Here is an 18,313-nt window from a genome sequence, read left to right as displayed (position 1 = left end):
ATCAGGCCGGGTCGAGGACGAAGTCGTACTCGATCGTCTCGCCGTTGTCCGCGGGTTTCGGGTCGAGCAGCAGTTCCGGCTTCACCGCGGACGCGATGTCGTCGTCGTTGTGCTCGTCGCCCGGGAAGTACAGCTGCGCGGTGAGCAGTTCGTGGCCCGGCGCGGACACCTTGACGTGCAGGTGCGCCGGACGCCACGCGTGCCAGCCCGCCGCCGCGATCAGTTTGCCGCAGGCGCCGTCGGTCGGGATCTGGTACGGCGCGGGCCGCACGGTGTGGATTTCGAAGCGGCCCTCGTCGTCGGTGGTGAAGGTGCCGCGCAGGTTCCACTCCGGGATGTCCGGCGCGAACTGCGAGTACAGCCCGTCCGCGTCCGCGTGCCACAGTTCGACCTTCGCGCCGCCCAGCGCCGCGCCGGTGGTCGAGGTGACCTGTCCGGTCCAGGTGAGCGGCGTGCCCGGCTCGTTTTCCCGCGAGGGAACCGAACCGCGCGCGCCCTGCTCGGGGGCGTCCGGCACGTAGTAGGGGCCTTCGATGGTGCCCTTGTTGCCCTTGCGGTGCTCGGTGGCGACGTCCTCGACGACGTGCTCGACCCAGACGTCGAGGAACAGCGGCCATTCGCCGTCCTCGCCGACGCTGATCAGCCACGACTTGAGCGCGTTGTACTCCTCGTAGGTCACCTTGTGCTTGCGGATGGTCGCGTGCACGGCCTCCAGCACCTCGCGGGCGAGCAGGCTGACCCGTTCCTTCGGGGTGCCCGCGACGCCGGCGAGCTTGTCGCTCTTGAACCGTTCGGTGGCGTTGGCTCCGGACGCGGCGGCGGTGGGGGAATGCGTGGCAGTCATGAATCCTCCTTGATCCATCGGGGTTTCCGGCTCAGCGGTCTTGCCGGTAGTGCCGGAGCTTGCCGGGGTCGAGTGCGGCGCCGAGGCCGGCGCCGGGGCGGATGACCAGTTCGCCGTCCGCGATGCACAGCGGTTCGGCGAGCAGGTCGTCGGTCATGTCGAGGAAGTTGGACAGTTCGCCGGGACGGCGCGACGTCAGCTCGTACGCCGATCCGAACGCGACAGTGCACAGTGAACCGATCTGGCCGTCGATCTGGTTGCCCATCACGACTTCCAGCCCGAGGCCCTCCGCGAGGTGGTGCGTGCGCTGCGAACGCGTGAAGCCGGTGCGGGCGGTCTTGATGCTGATCGCGGTGGCCGACCCGCCGAGGATCTCGCGGGTCACGTCGGCCGGGGTCACCGCGGATTCGTCGGCGATGAACGGAACGTCCAATTGCGACACGAGCCAGCGGCGGCCGAGCACGTCGTCGGCGGGGCACAGTTCCTCGGCGTACAGCAGGTCGAGGTCGGCCATTTCCCGCATCGCGCGGGCGGATTCCGCGGCCGTCCAGCCCCGGTTGCCGTCCACGTACAGGTCGACCTCGGCGCCGAAGCGCTCCCGCAACGCGCGAACGACCGCGGTGTCGAGGGAAACCGGACGGCGGCCGACCTTCACCTTGAACGTCGTGATGCCGTAGCTGTCGCGAATCCGTTCCGCCTCGGCGACCATCGCGGCAGGCTCGTCGAAGCCGAGCATGTGCGACACCTTCATGCGGTCGGTGTAGCCGCCGAGCAGTTCGGTGACCGAGACGTCGAGGCTTTGCCCGAGCGCGTCCCAGATCGCCATGTCCACAGCGGACTTCGCAGCCGGGTTGCCGACCGTGCGCCCGAGCCGGGCGTGCACGGTCTCGCGTTCGAGCAGGCTCAGGCCCACCACCTGCGGGGCGAACACGGTCTCGATGACGGCCACGATCCCGGCCTGCGTCTCGCCGTAGGTGAACGGCCGGGGCGGTGCCTCGGCAACGCCGACCACGCCGTCGTCGGTGTGCACGCGGACCAGCACGTGCTCGGCCGTGTGCACCTCGCCGGAAGCGAAACGCAGCGGTTTGCGGTAGGGGATGGCGAACGGGATCGCCTCCACCCGGGTGATCTTCATCGTGTCCTCCCTGACACGGGCACTTCGACGGGGAACAGCTCGCCGAGCGCGTCGAGCACGGCCGGGACCAGTGCCGAGGCCCGGTCGCGGTGCCAGGCGAGCGCGAGCTGGACGGTGGCCGCCCCGGCGAGGTCGCGGAACACGACCCCGGCCAGCGGCAGCGCCCGCGCGGACGCGGGGACGACGCCGACGCCGAGACCGCCGGCGACGAGTGCGAGCAGCACCGCGGTGCCAGCCGCTTCGTGCTCGCGTTGCGGGGTGAATCCGGCGTCGCGGCAACTGCGCAGGACCGCTTCGTTGACGACGGAGTAGCTGGCCGGATAGGTGACGAAAGCTTCGGCGCGCAGATCGCTCATCGCCACGACCGGTTCCACCGCGAGCCGGTGGTCGGCCGGGACGGCGAGCACGAGCGGCTCGGTCTCGACGATGCGCAGGTCGAGGTCTCCGCCGGTGACCGGCGGACGCAGCACGCCGATGTCGAGCGTGCCGTCGCGCAGCTGTTCGCACTGCTCGCCGGTGAGCAGGTCGGCGTGCACCTCGAGTTCGACCTCGGGCAGCCGGTGCTGCAGCGCGCGGGCGACCTGCGGCAGGTGCGACAGCGCGGCGGTGCCGGTGAAGCCGATCCGGGCGAGGCCGCGGCGGCCGTCGGCGATGCGCCGGGCTCCGCGCGCACCCGCCTCGACGGCGTCCAGGATCCGCTGGGCCTCGGCCAGGAAGAACCGGCCCGCCGGGGTGACCTGCACCTGCCGCGTCGTGCGGCTGAGCAGGGCGACGCCGAGCTCGTCCTCCAACTGCCGGATCGCGTGCGACAGCGCGGGCTGGGCGAGGTGCAGGCGTTCGGCGGCGCGGCCGAAGTGGCAGGTCTCGGCGACGGCGGCGAAGTACCGCAGGTGGCGCAGTTCCATCGGGCTGCCTCCTCACCGGCTCCTCGCGTGGTCCCGCTCACCGTAAGTTCCGGCATTGAGTGAAGACAAGGAGCGATTTACGTGCGATTGATAAACGACATCGAATAATTACACCCTAGGTCAGGACTGGGTCTTGCCCTGGTGTGGCGGCGGCCACGGGCTGGCACAGTGCGGGAAACGCCCTGCTGGGGAGCCGATCAGTGCAGATCAGAGGCCCGTTGGAGGAGTCATGACCGAGACGCTGGACCACGCTGCTTCCGTAGTCGCGGACGCGGTGGTGGAGGACCCGGAGGCGGGCGTGTACCGCGCGAACCGCCGGATCTTCACCGACGAGGAGATCTTCGAACTCGAGATGAAGCACATCTTCGAGGGCAACTGGATCTACCTCGCGCACGAGAGCCAGCTGCCGAACCCCGGCGACTACTTCACCACCACGATCGGCCGCCAGCCCGTCGTCGTCACCCGCGACAAGGCAGGCGACCTGCACTGCCTGATCAACGCCTGCGCGCACCGCGGCGCGATGATCTGCCGGCGCAAACGCGACAACCGGCCGACGCTGACCTGCCCGTTCCACGGCTGGACCTTCCGCAACGACGGCAAGCTGCTCAAGGTCAAGGACCCGGACGGCGCGGGCTACCCGGAGTCGTTCGACACCGGCGGCTCGCACGACCTGACGAAGGTCGCCCGCTTCGAGTCCTACCGCGGGTTCCTGTTCGGCAGCCTCAACCCGGACGTGCTGCCGCTGACCGAGCATCTCGGCGACGCCACGAAGGTGATCGACATGCTCGTGGACCAGTCGCCGGAGGGGCTTGAAGTACTGCGCGGGGCCTCCACGTATACCTACGACGGCAACTGGAAGGTCCAGGCGGAGAACGGCGCGGACGGCTACCACGTCACCGCGACGCACTGGAATTACGCCGCCACCACGGCCCGGCGCAACACCGGCGAATCGGCGAACGACACCAAGACCCTCGACGCCGGGTCGTGGGGCAAGTCCGGCGGCGGGTACTGGTCGTTCCCGCACGGGCACCTGTGCCTGTGGACCTGGGCGGGCAACCCGCAGGACCGGCCGCTGTGGCCGCGGATGGCGGAGCTGAAGGATCGCTACGGCGACGCCAAGGGCGAGTTCATGGTGCGCGGGTCCCGGAACCTCTGCGTGTACCCCAACGTGTACCTGATGGACCAGTTCTCCACGCAGATCCGGCATTTCCGCCCGATCGCGCCGGACAAGACCGAGGTCACCATTTACTGCATCGCGCCGAAGGGCGAGAGCGCCGAATCGCGGGCGTGGCGGATCCGGCAGTACGAGGACTTCTTCAACGCCTCGGGCATGGCGACGCCGGACGACCTGGAGGAATTCCGGTCCTGCCAGCTCACCTTCCGCGCGACGGCCGCGCCCTGGAACGACATGAGCCGCGGCGCGCAGCACTGGCTCACCGGACCGGACGAGGTCGCGTCGTCGCTGGGGCTGGACGGGGTGGTGTCGGCCGGTCAGAAGAACGAGGACGAGGGCCTTTATCCGGTGCAGCACGGGTATTGGCAGGAAACCATGCGCGCGGCGATCGCCCGCGAGCAGGCCGTTCGAGGAGAAGCCCGATGACCGCCGCCGCCGAGAAGACCATCACCCAGCACGATGTCGAACAGTTCCTCTACCGCGAGGCGCGGTACCTGGACGACCGCGAGTTCGAGAAGTGGCTGGACTGCTACGCCGACGACGTCGTGTACTGGATGCCGTCCTGGGGCGACGACGATCTGCTCACCGAGGACCCGCAGCGCGACATTTCGCTGATCTACTACCCGAACAAGGGCGGGCTCGAGGACCGGGTGTTCCGGATCCGCACCGAACGCTCGAGCGCGACGTCCCTTCCGGAACCGCGGACGAGCCACAACATCACCAATGTCGAACTGATCGAGCGGCACGGCGATCTGGTGGACGTGCGGTTCAACTGGCACACGATGTATTTCCGCTACAACACGGTCGACCCCTATTACGGGACTTCGTTCTACACCGTCGATTTCTCCGGGCCGTCCCCGCTGATCCGGCGGAAGACCGTGGTGCTCAAGAACGATTACATCCACCACGTCGTCGACGTGTACCACTTCTGAGCGGAGGCGGTCATGAACCACCGGATCGCTCTGTCCTTTGAGGACGGCGTCACGCGCTTCGTCACCTGTGCGGCGGACCAGACGGTCGCGGACGCGTCGTACCGGCAGCGCATCAACATTCCGCTCGACTGCCGCGACGGCGCGTGCGGAACCTGCAAGGCGTTCTGCGAATCGGGGGAGTACGAGGGCGGGTCTTATCTCGAAGACGCGTTGAGCGCGGACGAGGCGGAGCGCGGTTACGTCCTGCCGTGCAGCATGAAGCCGAAGTCCGATCTGGTGCTGCAGATCGCGAGCACGTCGGCGGTCGCGAAGACGCAGGCCGCCGAGCATCACGGAACTCTCGTCGCGCTGGAACGGCTTTCGCCGACGACGATGTCGCTGACCGTCGAGATCAGCGATCGGGACCGGCTCGCGTTTCTGCCGGGGCAGTACGTGAACATCACCGTCCCGGGGACCGAGGTGACGCGGTCGTACTCGTTCAGCAACGCGCCGGACGACAAGCGGCTGACCTTCCTGGTGAAGCTCACGCCGGGCGGCGTCATGTCGGATTACCTGACCGGGCGGGCGAAATCCGGCGACGAATTGACCTTCACCGGCCCGCACGGGAGTTTCTTCCTGCGCGAGACGGACCGGCCGGTGCTGCTGCTCGCCGGAGGCACCGGGCTCGCGCCGATTCTGTCGATTGTGCGCACTATGCGCGATTCCGGCGTGGCCCGGCCGGCGCATCTCGTGTACGGCGTCAGCACCGACGACGACCTGGTCGAGACCGCGACGCTGGACAAGCTCGCCGCCGAGGTTCCGGGCCTGACCTGGGACTACTGCGTGTCGGATCCGGGGAGCGCCGCGCCGAACAAGGGTTACGTGACCACGCTGATCCGGGACGAGCACCTGCACGGCGGGGATGTCGCGGTGTACCTGTGCGGCCCGCCGCCGATGGTGGAGGCGGTGCGCGGGCATTTCGCGTCCGCCGGGTTCGAGCCGACCGGGTTCTACTACGAGAAGTTCGCGCTGGCGGCGCCAGTCCGGGCGCCTGAGATCCCAGTCGAGCCGGTTGTCGCGGCACTGCCGGAACCTGAACCGGAGCTGGAGTTCGTCGCGGGCCGCGCGCTGGCCGGGCAGGAGCTCTTCCCGGAGGCCGAACTGGCCCCGTTGCGGGCCGGGGCGGTGTTGTCCGCGGCGGAAGAAGCGCGGGTCGCGCGCACGATCGCGGGCCAGGAAATGCTGCCCGCGGCCGAGGAAACGCCGGGCGAGTACGAAATCGGCGAGGAGCACCCCTCGGTGCACGAATCGGACGCCGTTTTCGAGGCCCGGCAAGCTCTCGAACTGGGTGCGCTCGAACTGACCATCGGACGGCTGACCTCGGGCCAGCTCGCCGGATACCGGCTGCTCGCCGAGTCGACCGTGCCCTATGTGGACGGTGACCGGTTCCTGGACGCCGCCGCCTACACCGAAACCAACGCGGCGTTCCACGACTACCTGTTCACGCTCACCGGCAACGAGCATCTGCTGCAGGCATATCAGGCGCTCGGCGTGAAGGGCCACATGGCCGAGACGCTGCGCAACGCGACCTGGTGCCATCCGCGATGCACGCAAGACCACCTGGACCTGGTCGCCGCGTTCGAATCCGGGGACCGGGCGACCGCGCGACGGCTGGTCGCCGAGCACGCGGAACGGTCGAAGGTCACCACCCGGCGGGCGATGGGCGGCGCGGCGGCGCGACCGAAATTCCTGTCGCCGGGGCGGTTCGCGGGCAAGGTCGTGGTGGTCACCGGGGCCGCGCAGGGGATCGGCGAGGCGACCGCCCGGCGGATCGCCGCGGAGGGCGGCGCGCTGGTGCTCGCCGACCGGTCCGGCCTGGTCAGCGGCCTTGCTGACGAGCTTCCCGAAGCCGCCGCGGTGGTCGCCGACCTGGAGACCTGGGCCGGCGCGCAGGCGGTCGTGGAAGCCGCGCTGGCTCGGTTCGGCCGGATCGACGTGCTGGTGAACAACGTCGGCGGCGCGCTGCGGTTCAAGCCGTTCACCGAGTTCGGCCCGGACGAGATCGAGGCCGAACTGCGCCGGTCCTTGCTGACCACGCTGTTCTCCTGCCGGGCCGCGCTGCCGTCGATGGCGCAGCGGGGCGGCGGGGTGATCGTGAACGTGTCGTCGGCGGCCACCCGGGGCATCCACCGGATCCCGTATTCGGCGGCGAAGGGCGGGATCAACGCGCTGACCGCGTCGCTGGCGTTCGAGTACGCCGACGCGGGCATCCGCGTGGTCGCGACCGCGCCGGGCGGCACCGAGGCCCCGCCGCGGCGGATCCCGCGCGGCGGCCCCGATCCGGCCACTGACCAGGAACGGGAGTGGTTCCAGGCGCACATCGACCAGACTGTCGGGTCGTCATTGCTCAAGCGGTACGGCACCCTGGACGAGCAGGCCGCGGCGATCGCGTTCCTGGCCTCGGACGAGGCCTCGTACGTCACCGGCACCGTCCTGCCCGTGGCCGGGGGCGATCCCGGCTGACGGAGGCATTCGGCGAAGCGGGGAGGACCGTGACGACCGCGGCGGAGGAGCTGGCCGGCCTGCTGTCCCGGGCAGGACGCGCGGTGCTGCTGTGCGGTCCGGCCGGGTCCGGGCGCACCACGCTGGCGCGACGGGCCGCCGACGCGTTCCCCGGCCCGGTGCTCCAGGCGACCGCGGCCGAATGGGAGAGCGACAGCGCGTTCGCCGTGCTGCGGCAGCTGTTCCCGGGCCTGTCGACCGACGGCGGGCCGCTGCCGCTTGCCAGCCGGATTGCGGCGGAGCTGGTGCCTGGGACGTTGCTGGTGATCGACGATGCGCAACTGGCCGATGTGGACTCCGTGCGGACGCTGTCGTCGTTGCTGCGACACCATCCGGCGACGCGGGCGACGGTGCTGCTCACTGTCGCGACCGGCGATTCTCGCGCACGTGCGGACGTTCTGGAGCTGCTTGCCCGGATGTCCGGCGACGAGGTGCGCATTCCGCCACTTGACGCTGCGGAAGTGTCCGAATTGGCCTCGGCGCGCGGCATCGCCTTGCACCCGACGATGGCTGAACGATTGTGCCGTCACACTCTTGGCCGGCCGCGCAATGTCGTGCAGCTGCTGACCGAAGTTCCGCGTACGACGTGGGCGGGGTTCGATCCGAATCTGCCCGCACCGGCCGCGGTCGCCGCTTCGGTCCGCGAACGGGTCTCGCGGCTTTCCCCTGCGGCGGAACGGTTTGTCGCGGCCGCCGCGGTACTCGGCACTGGTGCGGCGGTGCGGTCGGTGGCGTCGCTGGCCGATCTCGACGGCGATCCGTTGCCGGTGCTGGACGAGGCGTGCGCGGCGCGGCTGGTCGAACTCGCGCCGCGCGGGCTCGCCGAGGTGGGGCCGCCGGATCCGATGGTTCGCGCGGCGGTGCTCGCCGGACTGGGTCCGGAACGGCGGTCGAAGCTGCAGCGGCGGGCGGCGGAACTGGTCGAGGATCCGGCGCGGAGCTTGCGGTTGCTGGTCGCGGCCAGCCCGGTGCCGGACGCGAGCGTCGCGGATCGGCTCGACGCGCTGGCGGTCGAGCGGGCTGCGGCCGGGGCGTGGGGGACGGCTGCGGTGCTGCTCAACGACGCTGGGCGGCTTACCGAGGATGCTGAGCTGCGCCAGGCCCGGATCACCCGGGCCGTCGATGCGCTGATCGGTGCTGGCGATGTGTTCCGGGCGGCTGCGCTGGCTCCGGAAGTCGAGAGCGTGCGCGAGACGCCGTTGCGGGACGCGGTGCTGGGTTATCTGGCGGTGGTGCGGGGTCGAGCCGCTGAAGCTGGCGGACGGCTGAGCCGGGCGTGGGATATCGTCAACGCTTCGCGGGACCCGGAGACGGCCGCGTTGATATGTCAGCGGTACGTGCTTGACGCGCTTTGCCGGTACTCGGCAGAGGACCTCGTGCGGTGGGCGGATCGCGCTCTTGAACTGGCCGTGCCGGAGACCCCGGCCGCAGTGGAGGCGGCGGCGATCCGAGGTCTCGGGCTCGCTGCTTCGGGGCGGGCCAAGCAGGCTCGGCGGGATTACGCACAATTGGCTGAGCGGATCCGGCATGGTGCGCAGGCGCAGCGGATCGTGATGGCGCGGGGATGGCTGAACCTGCTCACCGATCGGATCGACGACGCCCGGGTGGATCTGGAAAGTGCTGTGCCCACTAGTTATTTGGGCGGTTCGGCGCGGATTTCCTTGTGGGCGCAGGCTTGGCTGGCGCGGACGTTGTTCCTGAGCGGAGAATGGGACGACGCTCTGCGGGTGGTTCGGGAAGCACTCGTGCTGGTGGACCGGACGGGAATTGTGCTTACCGCGCCTTTGCTGCATTGGACCTCCGCCGCGGTGCACGCGTTGCGCGGGGATCAGGCGCGGGCGGAGGAGGCGTTGCTGGCTTGTGCTTCCGGGCCGCAGGATTACGAGATCATGCGGGTTCCTGCTTTGCTGGCCCGGGCGCAGGTCGCGGAGGCAGCGGCGGATTCTGCTGGGGTTTTGCGGGCATTGCATCCGTTGACTCGGTTGTCGTTGCCGACTTCGGTGGATGAGCCGGGGCATTGGCCTTGGCATGATCTGTACGCGCATGCCTTGGTCCTTAGTGGACGGTCTGACGAGGCGAATGCCTTTTTGGCTCCGCATGAGCGGGCTGCCGGGAAGCGGGAGCATGCTTCGGCTCGGGCTCGGCTTGCTGCTGCGCGGGGGCGGTTGCTGGGGGCGCGGAATGATCATGTCGGGGCGGTGGCGGCGTTTGATGCTGCGGTGGAGATGATTTCGGGGTTGCCGTTGCGGTATGACCAGGCTCGGATCGCGTTCGCTTACGGACAGACGTTGCGGCGGTTGGGTCGGCGGGCTCGGGCGGATACGCAACTGGTTGCTGCTCGGGACGGGTTCGCTTCTTTGGGGGCGGTTACGTATGTGGCTCGGTGTGAGCGAGAGTTGCGGGCCGGTGGGGTGCATTTGCCGCGGGGAGGGGTGGATTCGTTGACGCCGCAGGAGGAAGCGGTGGCGCGGATGGTGGCTCGGGGGCAGTCCAATCGGGAGGTGGCTGCGGAGTTGTTTTTGTCGGTGAAGACTGTGCAATATCACTTGACGCGGATTTACGCGAAGCTGGGGATTCGGGGGCGTACTGAGTTGGCTGTGTTGCGGTCTGGGGAGGAGGAGGGGTGACTGCTCGTCGCCTGGCGGCGACATCGCGTTCCTTGGTTGCGTGGGGCACCCCGAAGGTTGATTGTGCTGACGGTTCGGGGGTGCTTGTCAAGGCGGGAAAGATGCCTTGACAAGCACCCCCGAACCGCAGATGCGCTTCGTATCGGGGTGCGGGGGAGGGGCTGGGTGCCCTCGATGGTTGGGTGCATCGGTTCCGGTGTGCGTTAGTGCCCCCAACGAGATCTTCTCAGTCGCTGTGGTGCATGGGCTTCGGTCCGGCCGATGTGCAGCATCGGCCGGTTCTCCGCCGCGCCCTGACAAACACCGTTACCACGAACCCACCGCACACCGCGCTCCGGTGAAGATCCCCAATGTGGCATTGGGTGCGTCAGATGCACCCAATGTGGCGTTCGGTGCGTGGGATGCACCCAATGCCGCATTGGGGCGCACCCGGCGACGGGGCGGGCCGGTCCGTGAAGGGACCCCTCACAACTCGGTAGCGGTCGTGAGGGGAACCCTGACGGAATCTGATTCCCTCAGGGGTCCCCTCACGTACGGATCAGCTACGGATAGCGAAGGTCCAGCGAGCGTGCGCACCTGGGCCAACAGCGAGAGTCGAGTGCCCCAGCTGCTCAACGTGCCGCGTGCCAGCGGGGCCGTTCAGAGCCAGGTCGAGTTGGCGCAAACCGACTTGGTCTGCGGTTACGGTGTCGAAGCGGATGGTGGTCATGCCGTCGAAGGCGACGGCGCCGGTGGGGAACTGACGTACGGTCATTCCTCCGGCGCGCAGCAGGGGCAGGGTGTTGCCCAGGTCGCGTGCCGTGATGCCCAGGCGGATGCCGGTGACGTCGCGCATCTGGTGGTTGCGGTAGTCGTCCGGCAGGTACCGATTGCGGCTGATGTCGCCGGGGTATTGCGCGGGGCCGGTGTTGCTGCGCGGGTCCGCGAAGTACTCCTCGCGGTATTCCATGCCCCACGCGCCGAAGGTGTCGTACTGGTCGGTGGTGAAGACTCCGTTGAACCACGGGACCGGCTTGCCGTCGCCGAAGTCGCGGGTTTGCAGGAATTCCAGCGGGTTTGTGATCCCCGCATCGTGGAGGCGCTGGACCACTGTGGACAGTTGTCCGGTGTGTTCGACCGAGACTCCCAGGCCCGCCGAACCGAGGTCGCCGTCCTTGCCGGGGACGTCGCCGACACCGAAGAGTTCCACGTAGGTTTCCCGGCCCATCAGGTAGCGGCCGGTCCATTTTTCGCCGCCCGCGCCCGTGGTGGTGCGGACCTGGAAGTTCGCGAAGTCCTTGAGATAGGCCGAATGCTCGATGGCGTCGGCGGTCTCGCGGTCGAGGACGCCGTAGCCGTGGTTGAAGTGCAGCAAGGTCTGCTCGCTCGCGTGTGCGGTGCCGGTAGCGGCCAGGGTCAGGAGCACGACCAGGAGCTGGAGGATCGTCCGGGTTCTTCGAGGTTTCGACATGGCCGAGGAGAGTAAGGCGGCGGCGGCCGGACGGCGGCGTTTTCGCGGAACTCGACCGCAACGGCCTACTGAGAATGTCTTTCTCGTTGTCCGGTCAAGTGGAAATTAGTTCTCTTGGAGCAGTGACAGTGCATCACATTTAGTAACAGAATCAGGTCCTCGTGCCACCTGATCGGGTGGCGCGTCGCGAGGGCATCCGAAAGGACCTGTCATGACCACTCACCACTGGGGACCCGCCGGGAGGGCGCGCCGCCGCCTGACCGGTGCGGTGCTCGCCGCGGCTGCCGCCCTGCTCGTGGCGACCGCGCCGGACGCTGGGGCCGCACCTGCCGCGGCCTCGGGCACCTCGGCCGAAACTCCGGACAACCACCAGATGGGCGCCTCCATCCGGGCGCACGAAGGAGGCGGCACGGGGGTCGCGCCGGCGTCGGTCGAGGCGACCACGTCGGGCATCGACGTGAGCAGCTACCAAGGGGCGGTCGACTGGCAGTCCTATTGGAACCAGGGCAAACGGTTCGCCTACGTGAAGGCGACCGAGGGCACCGGCTACCAGAACCCGGACTTCACCCAGCAGTACAACGGTTCGTACAACGTCGGCATGATCCGCGGCGCGTACCACTACGGCCGCCCCGACCTCTCGGGCGGCGCGGCGCAGGCCGACTACTTCGTCGCGCACGGCGGCGGCTGGTCGAAGGACGGCAAGACCCTGCCGGGCACGCTCGACATCGAATGGGGACCCAACTCCGCCTGCTACGGGCTGAGCCAGTCCGCGATGGTGTCGTGGATCAAGGCGTTCAGCGACGAGTACCACGCGAAGACGTCGCGCTGGCCGGTGATCTACACGGCCACCAGCTGGTGGACCCAGTGCACCGGCAACAAGGGCGACTTCAGCTCGACCAACCCGCTGTGGGTGGCGGCGTACTCGTCGTCGCCGGGCGCGCTGCCGTACAACTGGGGCTTCTACACCTTCTGGCAGTACACCTCGACGCCGCTCGACCAGGACTACTTCAGTGCGGGCATCGACCGGCTGAAGGTTCTGGCCACCGGCTGAGCCTGGCCCGTTCGGGAGTCCGGTCCGGCCGGGCTCCCGGACGGGGCCGTGCCCAGGCGAGGACGGCCAGCCCGGCCAGCGTGCCCGGCAGTCCGGTCGCGACTTTGGCCGCGACCAGCCAGGCGTTCGCCGGGTCGAGGCTGAGCAGGCCGGTCACCGCCGCCCGGACGAGAAACCCCGCGGCGAGGATCGCGGTCGCGACCGTGAACCGGCGGCGCGCGGCGCGTTCGGTCCCGGCGCGGCCGATCGCCGCCCAGCCGATACCGACGAGCGGCCGCCGCACGACGATCGACCCGGCCAGCACCAGCGCGGCCAGCAGGTACCAGACGAGGTCGGGCAGGAAAAGCCCGCCGCCGGATCCGGTCTGCCAGGCGATGAACCCGGCGATGCCGACGCCGACCAGCCCGCCGAACGCCGGTCCCTTCGGATCTCCGCGCCGGATCCGGACCGCTGCGAGCACGGCGGCGAGGGCAGCCGCGGCGCCGACCGCGATTCCGGTGCCGGCGACGGCGTTGAGCGGCGCGAGGACCGCCGAGGGGATTGCGGACAGCACGATCCCGGACGGCGTGTCGATCCGCGGTCTCGGTGCGGGGTTTCCTTTGCTGCCAAGGAAACGCCGCTTCACTGCAGCGCTCCCGCCACTGACCGCGCCGCCTGGTCGGGCGCGTCGCCGTACCCGATCGCCAGCCGTACCAGCAGATCCGCTAGCGCCGCCCGCCCCGCGGCCTCCGGCAACGCGCCGCTGAGCACCATCGTCGCCAGCCCGTGCTGCGTGCTCCACACCTGAGCCGCGCACATTTCCGTCTGCTCCGCGGGCACGCCGGGAAACCGGCCGGACCCCACCGCCTGGTCGAGAAGCTTCCGCAGCAGCAAGAAACAGGCCTCGCCCGCACGGTCGTCGTCCAGCGGACGGTCGACGAACATCGCCCGGTACAGATGCGGTTCGGCCATCCCGAACCGGAAAAATGCCGCCACCGCCGCGGCGAGGGCGGTCACCGGGTCCTCGGCGGGCGAGTCCATCGTTTCTTCGAGACGGCGAAAGCCCTCCAGTCGCACCTCCCGGCGCAACTGTTCGACGCTGCCGAAGTAGGTGTAGACCGCCGTCGTCGACACGCCCAGTTCGCGGGCCAGCCGCCGAGTCGACAAGGCTGGACCGCCTTCCTCGGCCAGCACCTGGGCGGCCGTCGCCAGAAGGCTTTCGCGAAGTGCGGCATCACGCTGTCTCGGGCTCACATCCTCGATAGTAAAACGGCGTTGCGTAACAGTGCAACACTAAAAATTCGCCAGCACCTCCATGACCGCGCCGACGATCCGCCGGGTCTGCGGCTGGCACGCCGCCCACGTCGTCAGCGGGACGCCCGGCTCGACCAGTTCGCTCCAGGCCCACTCGGGCAGCATCCGGTTCGCACTGGGGCGGCTGAGCAGCACCGCGTCCGCCTCGACCGCCTCCGCGCAGGCCAGCGCGTTCTCGTTGAACCGCGCGAGCCGCCAGTTCGGCGACACTCCGAGCCCGTGCGCCGCGGCGAGCATCTGGTCGTGCCCGGCCGGGACCTGCGCCCGCGAATGCGCCAGCACCCGGACGTCGTCGAGATCCCGCAACCGGCAGTGCTCGCGTCCGAAAAGCTTGTGACCAGGCCGGATCGCGACGCCGAAGGGATGTTCGAACAACAACCGCCCATGCAGCGTCGACGGCGGGTTCTGGTGGATCAGCCCGATGTCGATCCGCCCCTCGCTGAGCATTCGCAGCTGCTCGGTGCTGCTGGCGTCCAAAAACGACAGTGCGGCATCCGGCACTTGACGGCGGATTTCCGCGAGCGCCGCGAGCACCCAGTCCTGCGGAATCCCCGGCGGCAACGCGATCTCGACCTGCTCCTTGACCGGAGCCGCGGACCGCGTGACCTCCCGTGTCGCGTCCGCGAGCCGCAGCAGTTGCCGCGCGTGCTCGTGCAAGGCCCGGCCGGCGACCGTCGCCTGCACGCCCGTCGGCACCCGGTCGAACAACGGCGTCCCGAGTTCGCGTTCGAGGACCCGGATCTGCCTGGTCAGCGCGGGCTGCGACATCAGCAGCAACCCGGCCGCCCGGCTGATCGACCCCTCGGTGAACACGGCCACGAAATACCGCAGCTGACGCAGTTCCATACCCTGGGGTTATACCCCCTTCGTTTGCGCCGCGGCGGCTGCCGGCGGACGCTGGGTGGCGACGGGAACCGCTGACACCGGAAGGAGCCGCTGCCCCGATGAGCAAACGCCAAGTCCAGGTACGCCGGGTCTACGACGCCCCGGAATCCAGCGACGGCGCGCGGGTCCTGGTCGACCGGCTGTGGCCGCGCGGGCTGAGCAAGGACCGCGCGCATCTGGACGACTGGCTCAAGCAGATCTCCCCGTCGACGGACCTGCGCAAGTGGTACTCCCACGACCCCGACCGCTACGACGAATTCGCCGAACGCTACCGCTCGGAACTGGAAGAACCGGAACGCGCGGAAGCCTTGGACCAGTTGCGCGCACTGGCGAAAAAGGGCCCGCTGACTCTCTTGACCGCGACCAAACGCAGCGACATCAGCGAAGCGGCGGTCCTGGCCGACCTGCTCAGCTAGCGTTCAGCCGCCGACCTGGATACCGTTGCGCTCGGCATACCGGCTGCCCCATTCGTACAACGCGGTCAGCGCCGGGCGCAGTTCGTCGCCTTCGGGGGTCAGCCGGTACTCGACCGTCGGCACCCGGCCGCCCACCTCGGTCCGGTCCACCAGCCCGGCCGCGGCCAGCTCCCGCAGCTGTTCGGTGAGCACCTTCTCGGTGATCGACGGAATGGCCCGGCGCAGCTGGCCGTAGCGGTGCGGGCCTTCCTTGAGCCGCGCCAGGATCACCGGCTTCCACTTCCCGCCCATGACGTCGACGGCCAGCTCGACCGCACAGGAGTAGCGCGCTTTCATCCCTCCATCATCGCCTAGTACGCACCGGAAAGTGCGTACTAGGCGCGCGGCCGGGCGCGTGCTTGGGTGATCCGGTGATCATCGAGTACATCCGGTACCGCATCCCGGACGGCGGGCACGCGGACTTCGAAGCCGCCTACCGCCGCGCGGCCAAGTCGCTCGCCGCCGCGGAACAGTGTCACGAGTACGAACTCTCGCACGCCGTCGACGAACCGGGAAGCTATGTCCTCCGCATAGTCTGGACCTCCGCCGAAGCCCACCTCAAGGGCTTCCGCGGCGGCCCTCATTTCGCCGCGTTCTTCGCCGAGATCCGGCCCTACGTCGAGCAGATCGAAGAGATGCGGCATTACGAACGCACCGAAGTGACCGGCCCGGGCGGTGCGGTGCCGACGCTCTATGAGTGGGCAGGCGGAGCGCCCGCGCTAGCCAGGCTGACCGAGGCGTTCTACGCGAAAGTGCCCGAGGACGACCTGCTGGCCGAGGTGTTCGCGGGGATGAGCCCGTCGCACCCCGCCCACGTGGCGGTTTGGCTGGGCGAGGTATTCGGCGGACCGCCCGCGTACACCGAGCGACACGGCGGACACGCGCACATGATTTCCAGGCACACTGGCCGCGCGATCACCGAACCGCAGCGGCGCCGGTGGGTTTCGCTGCTGCTGGCTACTGCGGACGAGGTCGGGTTGCCTAATGACCCGGAGTTCCGCGCCGCGCTCGCGGGATATTTGGAGTGGGGCAGCAGGCTCGCGGTGGTGTTCTCCGCCCCGGACGCCGGGCCGGTGGGCGACCAGCCGGTGCCTCGGTGGGGCTGGGGGTCGGCTCCTCCGTGGAGCGGGAGCTGAATCCGCGTTATCTCTTGCGGCGATGAGAAGTGCCGCACAACCAGAAACGACATCACGGGTCCAGTAAACTGCGGGCATTCCACAGTAGACCGTCGGCCGACGGTCACGCTGGCGATTCCCTTCGGCGCTCCCGGCAATGACATCGTCCTGTTCCGCGCGAATGTTTCGCCCGCTCCGGAAGCCCAGGCGAATTCGGCTGTTCGCCGCAACCGCGATTCGGGCGTTCGGCGGCACCCGCGGCGGGGTAGTTGGGGCACGCTCGGTGTCCTTCGGGGCGCGAAAATCCCGGTTCGAGCCGGTGTTTCGCGTCGCGGGCCAAGGGAGGGGGCCGCGCTGGCGTCTACTGTGGACGTCCGGGGCCGTTCGTTTCGGATATGGTTGGCGGAATGGCTGATCTGACGCTCACCGGCCTCCGGGTCGTGGTCGAGGTTGCCCGCACCGGGTCGTTCAGTGCTGCCGCGCATCGGCTCGGCTACACGCAATCCGCGGTGTCGCGGCAGATCGCGGCGAGTGAACGTGCTACTGGAACCGCGTTGTTCGAACGGCACGCACGTGGAATCCGTCCTACGACAGCAGGCGAAGTGCTGATCCGGCACGCCGGTCGGGTGCTGGAAAGCGTGAGCGCGGCCGGAAAAGAGCTCGCCGGACTGCGCGACCGGCTGGCCGGGCGGATCTCGGTCGGCGGATTTCCCGCCGCGTCGGCGGTTTTGCTGCCGCGCGCGGTTTCCCGGCTGCTGCGGGCGCATCCGGGCGTGGAGGTGCAGCTCGCCGAATCCGCGACGTCCGCGCAACTCCAGTCGCTGCGCCGCGGCCGGCTCGACGTCGCGGTGGTCGTCACCGGCGACGGTTTTCCGGAATACGATTTCGAAGGCTTGCGCCGCAGCGAATTGCGTAGCGGAATCGGGTACGGAGTGGCGGTAGCGGAATCGCATCCGTTCGCCGGGCGAAGCTGGGTCGAGCCGGACGAACTGGCCGAACAGCAGTGGATCGTCGGCGCGGGCGGTTCGCCGGAATTCGGGACGTGGCCGGGCATCGCCGGGCCGTCGATCGCGTTCGCGGTGCGCACGTGGCCGACCCGGCTGGGCCTGGTCGCGGCGGGGCTGGGAATTTCGCTGGTGCCCGGGTTCGCGGCGGATTCACTGCCTGCCGACGTCCGATGGATCCCCGTACGCGACGAGTGCGGCGGGTTGCGGCGCACGTTGTGGGCGGTGACGGGGGAGCGGCCGGAGCCCGCTGCGGTGGCGATGGTGCGGGCGCTGGAGGAGGAGGCCGGGTCGATCGGCCGGGGGTGCTAGGCGAGGGGTTCGCGAGTGGCTGGTTTTGGCGCGATGCGCGCGCTATGACTCCGTGCGGTGAGGTGTGCCGTAACGAGTGGGTGACCGAGCTTTACCTGGCCGAGCGATGCGGTATCGAACAGGTGTTCGACATGCTGGTGAGGTGTCGAAAACAAGGTTTCTCCCGGCGCGACAGCCGCGAACCCGGGAGCGAAGAGAAGAGTCTTGGCGGATCGCCCAGCGCGGAGTTCAGCCGAAAACACGTGTGCCGTATGCGTTCCTGCCGTATTTCGGAGCGGGTCGGTTCCCGCTCGGAGGCTTTCGCGGATGGAGGCGACGGCGCTCTCTCGACCCGGAACAGTCGCCGGGCCGAGAGACGCCGTTCCGAACAGCGAGCTGCCGCGCGTCCCGGTGGCCCGGGCTGCGGCGTTGTCGGCTGCGCGCCTGGCTCCGTGTCCTTCGGGGAGTCGGGAGCGGCAGGAATGAGCGCCTCGAAACCCGACGTCGCGGCTACCCGTTTGCCGTGGGGCTGAGTCTGACGGGCCGGTCCGCGCGTTCGGAACCGGTCTTACTACTCCAGCTGTAGTTCGTGATCGGGTGCTGGTTGTTGG

The 18,313-nt window shown here is 69.1% G+C and carries 16 protein-coding genes; 8 read left to right on the top strand and 8 right to left on the bottom strand.

Features of this window, described 5'->3' with window-relative positions:
* Position 1: 1 nt before the first annotated feature.
* Genes catA through EIZ45_RS44110 form a run of 3 tightly spaced genes read right to left on the bottom strand, consistent with a single transcriptional unit; the run spans position 2 to position 2,884 of the window.
* Positions 2–844, bottom strand: a complete 843-nt coding sequence (catA, locus tag EIZ45_RS44120; protein ID WP_134667719.1) for a catechol 1,2-dioxygenase — start codon at positions 842–844, stop codon at positions 2–4.
* A gap of 31 nt (positions 845–875) precedes the next feature.
* Positions 876–1,979 carry a mandelate racemase/muconate lactonizing enzyme family protein gene (locus EIZ45_RS44115; protein ID WP_037812318.1) on the bottom strand — a complete coding sequence of 368 codons (1,104 nt, stop codon included), beginning with the start codon at positions 1,977–1,979 and terminating at the stop codon, positions 876–878.
* A complete protein-coding gene (locus EIZ45_RS44110) occupies positions 1,976–2,884 on the bottom strand; it encodes a LysR substrate-binding domain-containing protein (RefSeq protein ID WP_037812316.1) in 909 nt (302 codons plus the stop codon). Before EIZ45_RS44110 ends, EIZ45_RS44115 begins: the two co-directional genes overlap by 4 nt.
* 229 nt (positions 2,885–3,113) lie before the next feature.
* Between EIZ45_RS44110 and benA the strand changes: the two genes are divergently transcribed.
* From benA to EIZ45_RS44090, 4 genes are read left to right on the top strand one after another with little or no spacing between them, the layout of a single operon-like run.
* Positions 3,114–4,484 (top strand): benzoate 1,2-dioxygenase large subunit, encoded by a 1,371-nt coding sequence (gene benA / locus EIZ45_RS44105; protein WP_134667720.1) that lies wholly within the window; start codon positions 3,114–3,116, stop codon positions 4,482–4,484.
* Positions 4,481–4,990, top strand: a complete 510-nt coding sequence (gene benB, locus EIZ45_RS44100) for a benzoate 1,2-dioxygenase small subunit (RefSeq protein ID WP_037812312.1) — start codon at positions 4,481–4,483, stop codon at positions 4,988–4,990. Before benA ends, benB begins: the two co-directional genes overlap by 4 nt.
* Before the next feature lie 12 nt (positions 4,991–5,002).
* Positions 5,003–7,492, top strand: a complete 2,490-nt coding sequence (gene benC / locus EIZ45_RS47220) for a benzoate 1,2-dioxygenase electron transfer component BenC (protein ID WP_134667721.1) — start codon at positions 5,003–5,005, stop codon at positions 7,490–7,492.
* A 29-nt stretch (positions 7,493–7,521) separates the two neighbouring features.
* Entirely contained in the window at positions 7,522–10,158 is a 2,637-nt protein-coding gene (locus tag EIZ45_RS44090) for a LuxR C-terminal-related transcriptional regulator (protein WP_134667722.1), read from the top strand.
* Between the two features lie 538 nt (positions 10,159–10,696).
* On the opposite strand, the gene EIZ45_RS44085 is transcribed toward EIZ45_RS44090, so the two are convergent.
* On the bottom strand, positions 10,697–11,608 hold the full coding sequence (locus tag EIZ45_RS44085; protein ID WP_205670207.1) for a DUF5829 family protein: 912 nt from the start codon (positions 11,606–11,608) through the stop codon (positions 10,697–10,699).
* A 211-nt stretch (positions 11,609–11,819) separates the two neighbouring features.
* Between EIZ45_RS44085 and EIZ45_RS44080 the strand changes: the two genes are divergently transcribed.
* Positions 11,820–12,659: a GH25 family lysozyme gene (locus EIZ45_RS44080; protein ID WP_078870432.1), complete on the top strand. Its 840-nt coding sequence runs from the start codon at positions 11,820–11,822 to the stop codon at positions 12,657–12,659.
* Here EIZ45_RS44080 and EIZ45_RS44075 read toward each other — a convergent pair.
* From EIZ45_RS44075 to EIZ45_RS44065, 3 genes are read right to left on the bottom strand one after another with little or no spacing between them, the layout of a single operon-like run.
* Positions 12,616–13,284 (bottom strand): DUF3159 domain-containing protein, encoded by a 669-nt coding sequence (locus tag EIZ45_RS44075; RefSeq protein ID WP_167756723.1) that lies wholly within the window; start codon positions 13,282–13,284, stop codon positions 12,616–12,618. The two genes, EIZ45_RS44080 and EIZ45_RS44075, sit on opposite strands and share 44 nt — an antisense overlap.
* Entirely contained in the window at positions 13,281–13,892 is a 612-nt protein-coding gene (locus tag EIZ45_RS44070; RefSeq protein WP_134667724.1) for a TetR/AcrR family transcriptional regulator, read from the bottom strand. Before EIZ45_RS44070 ends, EIZ45_RS44075 begins: the two co-directional genes overlap by 4 nt.
* 39 nt (positions 13,893–13,931) lie before the next feature.
* Positions 13,932–14,798: a LysR family transcriptional regulator gene (locus tag EIZ45_RS44065; RefSeq protein WP_134667725.1), complete on the bottom strand. Its 867-nt coding sequence runs from the start codon at positions 14,796–14,798 to the stop codon at positions 13,932–13,934.
* A gap of 98 nt (positions 14,799–14,896) precedes the next feature.
* Here EIZ45_RS44065 and EIZ45_RS44060 point away from each other — a divergent pair, with 98 nt between their 5' ends.
* Positions 14,897–15,253 carry a DUF488 domain-containing protein gene (locus EIZ45_RS44060; RefSeq protein ID WP_037812305.1) on the top strand — a complete coding sequence of 119 codons (357 nt, stop codon included), beginning with the start codon at positions 14,897–14,899 and terminating at the stop codon, positions 15,251–15,253.
* 3 nt (positions 15,254–15,256) lie between these two features.
* On the opposite strand, the gene EIZ45_RS44055 is transcribed toward EIZ45_RS44060, so the two are convergent.
* Positions 15,257–15,589, bottom strand: a complete 333-nt coding sequence (locus tag EIZ45_RS44055; protein ID WP_134667726.1) for a helix-turn-helix domain-containing protein — start codon at positions 15,587–15,589, stop codon at positions 15,257–15,259.
* A 74-nt stretch (positions 15,590–15,663) separates the two neighbouring features.
* Between EIZ45_RS44055 and EIZ45_RS44050 the strand changes: the two genes are divergently transcribed.
* Together EIZ45_RS44050 and EIZ45_RS44045 are read left to right on the top strand one after the other, a co-directional pair.
* On the top strand, positions 15,664–16,428 hold the full coding sequence (locus EIZ45_RS44050) for a group II truncated hemoglobin (protein WP_134667727.1): 765 nt from the start codon (positions 15,664–15,666) through the stop codon (positions 16,426–16,428).
* Between the two features lie 386 nt (positions 16,429–16,814).
* Complete coding sequence (locus EIZ45_RS44045; RefSeq protein ID WP_134667728.1) at positions 16,815–17,723, top strand: LysR family transcriptional regulator; 909 nt, start codon at positions 16,815–16,817, stop codon at positions 17,721–17,723.
* Positions 17,724–18,313 lie beyond the last annotated feature (590 nt).

The organism is Amycolatopsis sp. CFH S0740 (assembly GCF_004522315.1).
Classification (GTDB): domain Bacteria; phylum Actinomycetota; class Actinomycetes; order Mycobacteriales; family Pseudonocardiaceae; genus Amycolatopsis; species Amycolatopsis nivea.
The sequence above is the reverse complement of the archived record's forward strand: the minus strand, read 5'-3'. Positions and strand labels throughout refer to the sequence as shown.